Raw genomic sequence first — 12,104 nt, forward strand, 5'->3', positions numbered from 1 at the left:
CCCCGCTTCGGACTGCATGGTTCGGAACGGGGGATTTGCTGTCCTAGGGGGGTTTGCCATCAGCGGCGGACAGTGGTGAAATTCGGAAAAGAGAGCAATGCCGAGCATGAAGCGACGGATGTAATGCAGGTTCGGCATATGCCTGATACAGGACTGGCCTCACTCGTTCAGGTTCGGTCAGACTTGGGCGGTCAGTTTAACTGTGATTCGTTGCAACAGGTCGCGCACGCCTTTGTCGATGTGGGAATCCTCCAGGCTGTCTGAAGCTCGTTTTAGATAGTTCTTGGCGGTTTGCCGGCTGCTCTCCATCAGCTGCGGGTGGGCTCTAAGATAGTCGACCACACGGTCGGGATCGTCCTGCTGAACCAAGGTTCTGAAGTTCTCGTCCTCTTGGAATCCCAGCAGAACCGGCAGAGTGTAGATCCCGTCGCGAATATCCTCCAGCTTGGGCTTGCCGGTGTCGCGATCCAGATCGAAGTCGTTGATGTCATCGATGATCTGGAAGGCCATGCCTAGATTGCCGCCGAAGTCTCTGGCGGTCTGCTCCAAAGCGGGGTCAGTCGGCTGGTCATCAAGGCGAATCCCAGTCAGGCAGGCAAGGCGGAAGAGGGCTGCGGTCTTGCCGGAGATGGCTCGGTCGTAGTCGTTAATGGTTGTATGTGTGTGGTGGCGGTCTGACTCTTGGTAGAGTTCGCCGCCTACGATCTCGCAGACCGTGCCGGCCTGCTCGCGGATAAAGGCTGTGTCAGGGGCGATGGAGGCCATGATCTCCATATAGCGTGAAAGGATCAGATCTCCTAGATAGATTGCGGCCTTGTTGCCCCGGATGGTGTGGATCGTGGGCTTGTTGCGCCGGATTGGCGCATTGTCCAGAACGTCGTCGTGGACCAAAGTAGCCAGATGAAGCATCTCGATGGCGGCAGCGCCGGTGATGACGGTGTCGTCCAGACGCCCTCCGGTTCGTGCTCCGGCACGGGCAAAGAGGATCACCATGGCAGCACGGATCATCTTGCCATGGTTATCCAGCAGTCGACGGTAATCCTCTTGATAGGGAGCCACATGGGTACGCTCCTGGTGCAGACGGTCGACAACCCGTTCAAGATCCTTGCGCAACAGGAGCTCTTGTCCTTCTGCCATGGAGGTACGCTCCCTCTATCTCGTTAAGAACCGCAACGTATCCAATATAGCAAGACCGGGGCCACGTCTGAAGACTGTTGGCCCGGTCCTGACTGTCGCCGTAATCACTGTGGCCAAGTTAACATCAGGGTGTCGCCGTGCTGTGAGGACGCTGTGGTCGGAATCCCATTCGTAATAGGGCTGCACAGAACGACCTGGGAGCGAAACCGGGTGAAGTAGGCTAGACGTATGAGTCAGCATTACCACGCGGATCAGGTCTCCCCACAAGGCGGCGAGGGAGAGCATGATCGACCGCTGTCCGTTTCAGCCAGGCTGGGGCGACTTCAGTTCCATTACTCGGGCAAGTTCAGACTTCTGCAGCTGGCCGACGTCCAGGAGGGTCCCAAGGTCTCTCCGGACACAATCAGGCTCATAGCCGCGGCTTGTGATGCGGCAAAGCCTGATCTGGTGGTCTTCTCGGGCAACCAGGTGGCCGGTTACGACACGGCCTACGAGCGCACCTTCCGCAAGAGGCGTTGGAGCACCCCCCTGGACGGCATCTACTCTGCTGGTCTGAGCATGGGCGGCGCCCTGGGGCTCGGAGGAGCCTCCCTGAAGCGCTCATCCAAGACCCAGGATGGCCAAGCTCCTGCGGACCGTCGTGAACCAGACCGTAGGGATGCCGAGCGTGTACGTCGGCAGAACATCAAGCACACCGAGGATCTGGTCCGCAGAACCGTTGGCCTGATCACCGGCCCACTGGTTGAACGCGGGATTCCCTTTGTCGTCACCTATGGCAACCACGACTTCCAGTGCGGCCTGGACACCGATCAGATGGATGCCATCTATCGGGAAGTGCCGGGTTGCCTGAATCCGGAGGCTACCGTCGCCCATCCTGATCGGGTTCATGCGCTGATCGGATCGGCCCTGCCCTCCCAGACTGCATTCGTCTGTGCTCCTGGCACCTTTGCCCTGCCTGTGGCGGATTGTGACGGTCACGGGGTGGTCATGGGTCTGGTTCTGTTGGACTCTGGCGACTATGCCCGTGCAGGCGGCTATGGCTCACCTTCGGCCCAGGCCCTGGACTTCCTGGCGGCCGTTCCTGATCTTCTGGGCAACCGATCCATGGTCTTCCAGCACATGCCCATTCCCCAGTTCTATGATCTGCTCAAGCCGGTGCCGGCCACCACGGCTTATGCGGTCCAGGGCTACCGAAGTTTCGACTCCCGCTGCTACATCCTGGACGAGTCACGCACCTGCCCGGGCTCCTACCTGGGCGAAGGCGTCTCCTGTCCTGACGAGGACAGCGGCGAGTATGACCTGCTGACCCGGAGCCGGGGCTACTTCGCTCTCTTCGCCGGGCATGACCATCGCAATGGTTTCGTCGGACGCAGCGGGGATCTGACTCTGGGAGCCACGCCCACATGCGGATTCGGTTCCTACGGTCCGGTGCCCAGCAAGCGGGCGGCCCGGCTCTTCGAGTTCGACATCCGCCATCCCCATCATCCTCGCACCCAGCTCCTGGAGTTTGGGCAGTTGGTGGGGCGGCCCGGATCCCACAAGGTCTACACCTTCGCCATGAGTCATGTGCCCACCTCTACCGGGGACGCGGTCAACCTCTTGCGTCGGCCTGGGTTTTTGGCGGGCGGCCTGACGGCCCTGGCAGGGCTGATAGCCTCCTGGGGATCCTCCCGGCGGCGATAAGAATCGGGATTACTGCTCAGACCCTGCGACGGGCAGGGGATGAGGCTCGCAACAGGGCTTCGGTCAGATATTTGCCGGCGGCCATGACCAGGGGGGCGTAGCGCCTTCCAGGCGTGGTGGACATGCGGTTGACCGGTCCAGAAATGGATATGGCGGCCATGACCTGCCCCGATCCGTTGCGGATGGGGGCGGAGATGGAACAAACGCCCTCCTCGCGCTCGTTGATGGACTCGGCCCAGCCGCGCTTGCGGACCGTGGCCAGGGTCGCTGCGTTGAACTTGGCGTGTCGCAGGCCTTGGTGGAGGCGCTCAGGTTCCTCCCAGGCCAGCAGAATCTGTGCAGCCGACCCGGCCTCCATGGACAGCAGGGCGCCGACAGGGATGGAGTCGCGCAAGCCGGAGGCGCGTTCCACTGCGGCGATGCAGACCCGGACCTCGCCCTGGCGGCGGAAAATCTGGGCCGACTCGCCCGAACGGTTGAGCAGTGTATGCAGGATGGGCCCCGAGGCGGTCAGCAGTCGATCCTCGCCGGCGGCAGCAGCCAGTTCGGCGAAACGGGAGCCCAGGACGAAGCGGCCATGCGCGTCCCGCAGAACGAAGCGGTGGCGCTCCAAGGCGATGGCCAGTCGGTGGGCCGTGGGTCGAGCCAACCCGGTGGCGTTGACCAGCTGGCCCAGGGTCATGGGTCCGGTCTCCAGGGTGTCCAGAATTCGCACCGTCTTGTCAAGAACGCCGACGCCCGAATGAATCTCCTCCTGATGCATGTTCTGATCGTTTACGGAGGGGTATCTGTCGTCGTCGTTCATAGAAGGTGTGTCCATGGTTGAATTATGCCATCTCAGTATATGAAATGCAAAAGTTCATAACGGTTGGGCAGTTCCATACTCGGTGGTAAGAGGCCGGCGGGGTGCCGATGAGGTTGGTGTCCCGGCCGGTCGTAGGTTTTCAGGAGGCGATATGGGACGCACAATGGCGGAAAAGGTCTGGGCCGATCATTTGGTCAGAAAGGGCCAGGGAGGCGAGCCCGATCTGATCTACATCGATCTGCAGCTTATGCACGAGGTAACCAGTCCGCAGGCCTTCGAGGGGCTACGATTGGCAGGCCGGAAGATCCGTCACCTGGACCAGGTCATCGCCACTGAGGACCACAACACCCCCACTATCGACATCGATCGGCCCATCGCCGACAAGGTTTCGGCCCTGCAGATCTCCACACTGGAGCGCAATTGCCGCGAGTTCGGCGTCCGTCTGCATCCATTGGGGGATGCGGACCAGGGCATCGTGCATGCTTTTGCACCCGTCCTGGGACTGACCCAGCCTGGCATGACCATTGTCTGCGGCGATTCGCATACCTCGACCCACGGGGCCTTTGGGGCCCTGGCTTTCGGCATCGGCACCTCCGAGGTGGAGCATGTCCTGGCCACGCAGACCCTGAGCCTGAAGCCTTTCAAGACCATGGCCATCACCGTCCGCGGCCAGCTCAAGCCCGGCGTCGGTGCCAAGGACGTCATTCTGGCTGTCATCGCCAAGATCGGCACTGGCGGCGGCCAAGGGCACGTTCTGGAGTACCGGGGCGATGCCATTCGACGCATGACCATGGACGCGCGCATGACCATCTGCAACATGTCCATCGAGGCCGGGGCGAGGGCTGGGATGATTGCACCCGACGAGACCACCTTCGCCTACCTGGAAGGCCGGCCGCACGCACCCAAGGGGGCCATGTGGGAGCAGGCTCTGGACTACTGGCGGACCCTTCCCACCGATCCGGATGCGGTCTTCGACAAGGAGGTCATCCTGGATGCCGACCAGCTGACCCCCTACGTGACCTGGGGCACCAACCCCGGACAGGGCCTGCCCATAGCTGCTGATGTGCCCGTTCCCGACAAGATCGCCGATCCCGCCAAGCGCCAGGCGGCCCAGGAAGCCATCGACTACATGGGTCTGAAGCCTGGGATGCCTATCCGGGACATCGCCGTGGACACCGTCTTCATCGGTTCCTGCACCAATGGGCGCATTGAGGATCTGCGCGCAGCAGCGGCCATCATGAAGGGGCACCACAAGGCCAAGAACCTGCATCGCGTCCTGGTGGTGCCGGCCTCTTCACGAGTTCGCATTCAGGCCGAAAAAGAGGGGCTGGACCGCATCTTCGAGGACTTCGGAGCCGAATGGCGCAACGCCGGCTGCTCCATGTGCCTGGGGATGAATCCCGACCAGCTGGTGCCGGGGGAGCGTTCCATTTCCACATCCAACCGCAACTTCCAGGGTCGTCAGGGCAAGGGTGGCAGGACGCATCTGGCCTCGCCCGAGGTGGCCGCTGCCACCGCCATCAGAGGAACCATCTGCTCGCCGGCCGATCTGTAAGCCCATCAATCATTCGTAATTGCCATCCAGCAGGCAGGAGGTCATCATGGAGCCACTTTCCGTTGTTACCGGGGTCGGGGTGCCCTTGCGCCGCTCCAACGTCGACACCGATCAGATCATCCCCGCCGTATTCCTGAAGCGGGTGAAGAAGACCGGCTTTGAGGATGCACTCTTCTATGCATGGCGAAGGGATCCGAATTTCGTGCTCAACAGGCCTGAATATTCAGGTGCTCGCATCCTGGTGGCCGGGCCGGACTTCGGCATCGGATCCTCGCGTGAGCATGCGGTCTGGGCTCTGCGGGACTATGGATTCCGCGTGGTCATTTCCCCACGCTTCGCGGACATCTTCTATGGGAACACCGCCAAGAACGGGGTTCTGGCCGCCATCATGCCCCAGGAATCAGTGGAGTTGCTCTGGAAGCTCCTGGAGGATGATCCTGGCACCGAGATGACTGTGGACCTGGGCGCTCGTACGGTCACTTGCGCGGATGTGACTCTGCCATTCCAAGTGGACGACTACGTGCGATGGCGGCTCATGAACGGCTACGATGACATCGATCTGACCCTGCAGCACGAGGATGACATCCGTGCCTATGAGCGCATGAGGGCTGAGCGCTTCCCCTTCAAGCCGCGTACCCTGCCGGCACAGCATATGCCCGAAGAGCCGGTCACTTCAGCCAGGGAGGGCCAAATCGATTGGCCTGGACCCCTGGCTGATCGCGGCATCATCTGACCGACGGGCCGTGCGCCCTGATATGAAAGTCCTCCGCCCCTTTTTCGCTTACCATGGAAAGTGACAGTCATTGATCGACTGTGACCGGTTAGTGAACGAAGAGGGGCGGTTATCATGAGGCACAGCAGCGGCGATGTGCACGACTGGGGCGTTAGACGGGCAGTGAATGCCCTAAGTGCTTTTGCCTTCATCTACGTGGCCATCGAGACCCTGGTAGGCCTTTTGGGAGGCAAGGTTGTTCTGCCTGCTCTCTTCCCGCATGCTTCCAAAGCGCAACTCAACGGTCCTTTGGGGGACTGGACAGTGGTCACCTCCGTGGTGCTGGCCCTGCTGTTTGCCTTGATCAGTCAATGGCCGGTCATTGTAGGCCATGAACGGCATGGCCAGGACCAGGTGCGTTGGGTTACTGCGCGCCGATTCAGCCTGTTGGCGTTGATCATCGCCCTGGCCTGCTTCTTCCTCAGTCAGCTGGTGGCCAGTGCGGCCGACTCTGGACTAGGCGCTATTCTGTCGGGTACTGGGCTGCATCCGCCGACCGCACCTGATGACGGCGGCATGGAAACGCCGATCATGCTCTTCTATGCCATTCTTTTGGGGCCTTTTGCCGAGGAGCTGGTCTTTCGCGGGGTCATCATGAACGGCTTGCGCCGCTTTGGTCGTGTCTTCGCCATTATTACCTCTTCCTTGCTTTTCGGTTTCATGCATGGCTCCTTGGTCCAGGGTCTGTTCGGTTTCATTTCCGGCCTGGTTCTGGGCTATTTGGCCATGGAGTACGGGCTGGTCTGGTCCCTGCTGGTGCACATGCTCAACAATGCCTTCTCTTCAGGTCTGCTGGCCAAGTACATGCCCCTGGCACCCGAGGTGGTTCGCATCGGCCTGGGCCTGCTCATGATCCTGGTGCTGCTGATCGGTGTCGTCGGGCTGCTGTTCAAGATTAGGACTCTCCGTGATTACTGCCGCAGCAATCGCGCTCCCAAGGGAATCTATGCTTCCTGGAGCGCGCCTTGGTTCCTGCTCTTCTGCCTGGCGTGCCTGCTGATGGCCCTGAGCGAATTCGTACCAGGGCTGGCCTGACCGGACGGCCTATGGCACCGGCTCATTGTTGGGATTCTGTCGAGGAAGGGCAGGGTCGGGCTAGACTCGGTTATGTAGTGTCATGATATGAACGCGGGGAAGGTTCGTGTCGCTGGACGCCCTTGACGGTCGTACGGTAGTGCATGAAGGGGAAGGATCATCGACGGATGAGGGATGATGAGGATCACGACAGCGGCGGCGAGTCTGCCGATGTCCAAGATGAGCAGGGGCGCTGGAAGGCCTCGCGTTCCTCTCTTGCCCTCGTGACCGCAACCCATACCGCCGGCAAGGACTACGCCCGCCACTGGGACTACCAGGAGGGGTCCATCGATCTGCCGCCGCTCAGCCTGCCGGGCCAGGCCGTGGATGATGGCCTGGCCTACCCGGGACGAATCGCCCATAGAAAGATTGTGCTTCCGGGCGCTGAAGGGGCTGGCCATCGTGGGCACACGGGGACTATGCCTGTCGGTGAACGACCCTCGGTGCTTCCTGGATCCGATGATTTTTTGACATCGGTCACTATGGCCAGTCAACCGGCTGTTCCAGCATTTCCTCCGACGGACCTGTCTGCCGACGAGCACGGAGAGAAGGGGCCCGGCGAGGGGTCTGTACCCCGGCGCGTGGTTATTCGCCGTGATCTGGAGGCCCCCAAAGCTACGAAGGCCCCGAAGCAGCAGGATCATTCTGCAGCCAAGGTTGTCTGGTCCTGGACCAAGCCGGAGGTCAGCGATGCTCCGGTTTTCTCCTGGAATATGGGCAAAGGCCGCAAGCCGGCAGCAAAAACCCATGCAGGCAAGCCCAAAGCCCCTGCTGCCGAGGCTTCGTCTCTTGCCACATCTGTTCCTGCCTCGCCAACCAAGGCTACAGGTTCTGCCGTTTCAACAGTATCTGCCCCCGGTTCTTCGTCCGCCGAACCGGCTGAGTCCAAGCCGAAGGCTGCGGCTGGGGCGTCTCCGGTTGCCGTTTCGGCGGATTCGCTGTCTGCCAAGCCGGATACAGCGGCTTCCGCACCTGCAAAAGTGTATGTTCAGCAGTCCCCGACCCCAGTGGTATTCACCGATCGACCGGTCGTCGTTCGCCGCTCAAATGCCGACTGGGACTCGCTTATCGCTGGTTCATCAGCTTCAGGTCAGAACGTCGCAGCTGCACAATCCGTTGCCAGTGGCGCCAAACACCAGGGGCGCCAGGTCTGTTCGACCCCACGGGTAGTTGATCAGCTGGCCGAGGTCGGCGGCATCAGCACAGGCGGCCGGACCGTTTCGTCATCACCGAGGACTCCGGCCGCTCAGGCGGATCATGCCGTTCAGCCTGTGCAGGCCGTCCAGACAGTAGGTGAAGTTCAATCCGTCGGTGCCCAACCCGCTCCGTCTGATTCCGCCAAGGCAGCGAATACATCGGCTCCAGTCGCGCAGCACGTTGGCGTCTCAAGCAAGCTGGACGAGGGCACGCCGAATGCTTCGGCAGCAGCCAAGGCCCAGGTTCAAGCCAAGACGAAACCACAGACGGCCACCAAATCGGCACCCTCCGGCAAGCCCGTCTCCTACAGGGCCAGTTCGGGGGTTCTCCACGCCGTCAACGGCCAGGCCGCCTTCGCCTTTGTCTACCTTGCCATATCCGTTCTGATGCTCATGGTCGGTTCGGGGATGATCCTGCCGGTCATCATGGAGCGGGTCAAGGATCCAAGAGCCATTGTCTTCATGTCCGATGGGAATACTCTCCTGTCAGTCCTGCTGGCGCTGGCCTATGCCTGTATTTCAGAGTGGAGCGTTATTCGAGGTAAGGAGCAGCGAGGACAGGACGCTGTCCATTGGCGAACAGATAGAAGAATGACGCTGGCGGCTCTGCTGGCCCTTGTAGCGGTGCTTCTGCTGGGCCAAGGAATGGTCCATGGACTGAACAAGTTCTTCAACCACTTCTGTCTGCTTCTGCACATCCCCTCCCTGGCCTCGCGCAGTCTGCTGGTCACCGGCACTTCCTCGCCGATGATGGCCGTGTATGCCCTCTTGGCGGTTCCTCTGGCTGAGGAGCTGGTTTTCCGTGGCATCATCCTCAACGGGCTGCGCCGGTTCGGCAGAGTCTTTGCCATCCTGACCGCATCCCTGCTCTGCGCACTGTTGCAGTGTGACCCGGTCTCTGGGCTCTGGATCTTCCTGCTGGGGCTGGCACTGGGGTATTGCTCCCTGGAGTATGGCCTTGTCTGGGCCATTGGAGCCCGTGTGGTCGGCAATCTGCTCTTCAGCGGCCTGCCCAACCGTTACCTGATGAGCGCTCCACGAACTGCTCGTATGTCGATTTTGGCAGTGACACTGGTCTTGGTTCTGGCTGGATTGGTCATGTTCTTCCTGCACCGCGCCAGTCTGTTTGACTACCGGCGGCGCTATCGAGCCCCTAAGGGAACCTACGCCTCCTGGAGGCAGCCCTGGTTCCTGCTCTATTTGCTGCTCTGCCTGCTGCTTACAGTCTTCAAGTTCGTGCCCGGTCTGCTCTAGAGCATGACGCATTGAGGCTGCCAGTGGTGGCGTAGACTTGGACCAGCTGGAGGTCAGTGCCGGATGGCCAAACCTGCAGAGGATCATGAAAGGGCATGGTGACATGGGGCAGACAGCGACGGCAGCCGACGCGTCAGGGACTGGGCAGACTCAAAAGCCCAGACGAGGCATGGCGGATCGCGCATGGATGAGTGCGGCCAGGGGGATGCTCAACCGTCAGGCCGCCCTGCTGCTGGTCTATCTGCTTATCATCAACAGCGTCGGTTTTCTGTTCGGTGTTCTGGCTCAGATGGAGTGGAATGCCGTGTTTGATCCGGTGCCTGCCCACTCGGGATTTATGTATGTGATCGTCCATGCTGACAAGGAGTATGGAGGCATCATCAACCTGATCGCCGCCTGCACAGGTCTCTGCTTCCTGGTCTTCACGCGGCGGCGGCAGATCTGCGATTCAGGCCCTATGGGCATATTCCACACTGATCTGCACCCCATGACCTGGCAGGTTTTGCTGGGATGCTTTGCACTGACGCTGACCGGGCAGACCCTGGCGGACTGGTATCAGTCGGGCATGGACTGGACCACGGCGCGGTTGGGAGTGCAGCAGTCCTGGACCACGACTGAGCAGATCCAGCAGGCCTCGGGTACTATCCCCATGTTCATCTACGTCAGCCTGCTGGCCCCCGTCATCGAGGAGCTGGTCTTCAGAGGGGCTATCCTGCACGCGCTGAAGCCCTACGGCCACGTCTTCGCCATCGTCACCTCCGCTGTTATGTTCGGCTTCTTCCACGGCGATCTGGATCAAGGATTCTTTGCTTTCATTATGGGTCTGCTCCTGGGCTATCTTGCCTGCGAATACTCCATCTTCTGGTCCATAGCCCTGCACGTGTTCAACAACCTGGTCGTCAGCGACGGGCTGGAACTCCTGCTCGGGTTTATGAGCGACAATATGTCTTCTTACGTCAACGTGCTCATGATGTTGGCAGGCATGCTGGCAGCCGTGCTGGTCCTTTACTTGGGCCGCCATAGGATCGTCGCTTTTCTGCGGGAAAACCGCACGTATACGAACGTCTATGGTGCCTGGGCCTGCCCGTTCTTCATCATGCTGCTGCTGATCATGGGCTTCACGATGCTGACCCCCTTCGTTTCGACCGGTGCTTGACCAGTATCTGACTGGGTGGACGCTCTATGCCGGAGGCGACAATTCACGGTGTCCCCACACCCCCTGTGGCAGACTTGCAAATAGGGGCCGATGATGCGCCAAAGCCCGGCTCTGAGCGGATACGAGAAAGAAGCCGATGTATGGCCAAGATGAATACACAGAATGATGTGCTGCATGTGGTGGGCGGCAGGCCCCTGCATGGCACCATACAGGTCCGCGGGGCCAAGAACTTCGTCAGCAAGGCCATGGTGGCTGCCCTGCTGGCTCCCGATGTCTCGGTGCTCAAGAACGTGCCTGAAATCCGTGATGTCCAGGTGGTCTCGGATCTGCTGAGACTGCACGGCGTCAAGGTGGATGTCAGTCCGCAGGAGGGCGTGGTCACCATTGATGCCCGCCATGTAGAGCTGGCTGATGTGGCCGATGTTGACACCCTGTCGGGTTCCTCCCGCATTCCCATTCTCTTCTCTGGGCCGCTTCTGCATCGGATGGGAGAGGCTTTCATCCCCGTTCTGGGCGGCTGCCGCATCGGTAGCAGGCCCATCGACTTCCATCTGGAGACCCTGCGCAAGCTGGGGGCCAATGTCGACAAGGAGCATGAAGCCGGTATCCACATCACGGCGCCTGACGGCCTGCACGGAGCCAAGATTCACCTGCCCTACCCCTCGGTGGGAGCCACGGAGCAGACCCTGCTGGCGGCCGTCCTGGCCGAGGGGCGTACCGAGCTGTCAGGGGCGGCTACCGAGCCCGAGATCATGGATCTGGTGGCGGTCCTGCAGAAGATGGGTGCACAGATCTCAGTGGACGTGGACCGTACCATCCGCATTGAGGGGGTGCCCTCCCTGAAAGGCTTCACCCATACCTCATTGCCAGACCGGATCGAGGCTGCCTCCTGGGCCTCGGCCGCCCTGGCCACCCATGGCGACATCATGGTCAAGGGCGCCCACCAGCCCGACATGATGACCTACCTGAACGTCTTCCGCAAGATCGGCGGCCAGTTCGATGTGCGCGACGACGGCATCCGCTTCTGGCATCCGGGCGGCGACCTGCGGCCCGTGGCCATCGAGACCGACGTGCACCCCGGGTTCATGACCGATTGGCAACAGCCTCTGGTAGTCGCTCTGACCCAGGCCAAGGGTCTTTCCATCGTTCACGAGACCGTCTATGAGAACCGCTTCGGCTTCACCAAGCCGCTGATTCAGATGGGCGCCACCATCCAGCTCTACAAGGAATGCCTGGGGTCCCTGCCCTGCCGCTTCCAGCAGCGCAACTTCAACCACTCTGCGGTTATCTTCGGACCCACCCCGCTGACTGGTCAGGACATCGATGTACCCGATTTGCGTGGCGGTTTCAGCCACCTGATTGCGGCACTGACAGCCTCCGGCCCCTCCACCGTCCACGGCATCTCCTTGATTGACCGCGGTTACGAGGACTTCCGCGACAAGCTACTGGCCTTGGACGCGCAGATCGACTGA

Annotated in this window: 9 protein-coding genes; 7 read left to right on the forward strand and 2 right to left on the reverse strand. The window is 60.9% G+C overall.

What is annotated here, in order from left to right; all coding sequences use genetic code 11:
* Positions 1–177 precede the first annotated feature (177 nt).
* Positions 178–1,137 carry a polyprenyl synthetase family protein gene (locus H3V09_RS07745; protein WP_198191517.1) on the reverse strand — a complete coding sequence of 320 codons (960 nt, stop codon included), beginning with the start codon at positions 1,135–1,137 and terminating at the stop codon, positions 178–180.
* 228 nt (positions 1,138–1,365) lie between these two features.
* Between H3V09_RS07745 and H3V09_RS07750 the strand changes: the two genes are divergently transcribed.
* The gene (locus H3V09_RS07750) at positions 1,366–2,820 is read left to right on the forward strand and encodes a serine/threonine protein phosphatase (protein ID WP_198191516.1); all 1,455 of its coding nucleotides are present in this window, start codon (positions 1,366–1,368) and stop codon (positions 2,818–2,820) included.
* Positions 2,821–2,836: 16 nt separating this feature from the next.
* Here the strand turns inward: H3V09_RS07750 and H3V09_RS07755 are convergent, their stop codons facing one another.
* On the reverse strand, positions 2,837–3,625 hold the full coding sequence (locus tag H3V09_RS07755) for an IclR family transcriptional regulator (RefSeq protein WP_046322418.1): 789 nt from the start codon (positions 3,623–3,625) through the stop codon (positions 2,837–2,839).
* A gap of 151 nt (positions 3,626–3,776) precedes the next feature.
* On the opposite strand from H3V09_RS07755, the gene leuC reads away from it, so the two are divergent.
* From leuC to murA, 6 genes are all read left to right on the forward strand, one after another.
* Complete coding sequence (gene leuC / locus H3V09_RS07760; RefSeq protein WP_198191515.1) at positions 3,777–5,180, forward strand: 3-isopropylmalate dehydratase large subunit; 1,404 nt, start codon at positions 3,777–3,779, stop codon at positions 5,178–5,180.
* A gap of 46 nt (positions 5,181–5,226) precedes the next feature.
* Entirely contained in the window at positions 5,227–5,913 is a 687-nt protein-coding gene (leuD, locus tag H3V09_RS07765) for a 3-isopropylmalate dehydratase small subunit (RefSeq protein ID WP_198191514.1), read from the forward strand.
* A 114-nt stretch (positions 5,914–6,027) separates the two neighbouring features.
* Positions 6,028–6,987, forward strand: coding sequence for a CPBP family intramembrane glutamic endopeptidase (locus H3V09_RS07770; protein WP_198191513.1), 960 nt, complete (start codon positions 6,028–6,030; stop codon positions 6,985–6,987).
* Positions 6,988–7,154: 167 nt separating this feature from the next.
* Positions 7,155–9,476 (forward strand): CPBP family intramembrane glutamic endopeptidase, encoded by a 2,322-nt coding sequence (locus H3V09_RS07775; protein ID WP_198191512.1) that lies wholly within the window; start codon positions 7,155–7,157, stop codon positions 9,474–9,476.
* Positions 9,477–9,579: 103 nt separating this feature from the next.
* Positions 9,580–10,632, forward strand: a complete 1,053-nt coding sequence (locus tag H3V09_RS07780; protein ID WP_198191511.1) for a CPBP family intramembrane glutamic endopeptidase — start codon at positions 9,580–9,582, stop codon at positions 10,630–10,632.
* Positions 10,633–10,781: 149 nt separating this feature from the next.
* Entirely contained in the window at positions 10,782–12,104 is a 1,323-nt protein-coding gene (murA, locus tag H3V09_RS07785; protein WP_144178268.1) for a UDP-N-acetylglucosamine 1-carboxyvinyltransferase, read from the forward strand.

The sequence above is a fragment of the Bifidobacterium sp. M0399 genome, from assembly GCF_016100595.1.
In the GTDB taxonomy this organism is placed as follows: domain Bacteria; phylum Actinomycetota; class Actinomycetes; order Actinomycetales; family Bifidobacteriaceae; genus Bombiscardovia; species Bombiscardovia polysaccharolytica.

Coding starts and splice junctions, on each gene's coding strand:
- H3V09_RS07755 (WP_046322418.1), bottom strand. CDS start 3,625: ATGAACGACGACGACAGATACCCCTCCGTAAACGATCAGAACATGCAT.
- H3V09_RS07780 (WP_198191511.1), top strand. CDS start 9,580: ATGGGGCAGACAGCGACGGCAGCCGACGCGTCAGGGACTGGGCAGACT.
- leuD (WP_198191514.1), top strand. CDS start 5,227: ATGGAGCCACTTTCCGTTGTTACCGGGGTCGGGGTGCCCTTGCGCCGC.
- H3V09_RS07745 (WP_198191517.1), bottom strand. CDS start 1,137: ATGGCAGAAGGACAAGAGCTCCTGTTGCGCAAGGATCTTGAACGGGTT.
- murA (WP_144178268.1), top strand. CDS start 10,782: ATGAATACACAGAATGATGTGCTGCATGTGGTGGGCGGCAGGCCCCTG.
- H3V09_RS07770 (WP_198191513.1), top strand. CDS start 6,028: ATGAGGCACAGCAGCGGCGATGTGCACGACTGGGGCGTTAGACGGGCA.
- H3V09_RS07775 (WP_198191512.1), top strand. CDS start 7,155: ATGAGGGATGATGAGGATCACGACAGCGGCGGCGAGTCTGCCGATGTC.
- H3V09_RS07750 (WP_198191516.1), top strand. CDS start 1,366: ATGAGTCAGCATTACCACGCGGATCAGGTCTCCCCACAAGGCGGCGAG.
- leuC (WP_198191515.1), top strand. CDS start 3,777: ATGGGACGCACAATGGCGGAAAAGGTCTGGGCCGATCATTTGGTCAGA.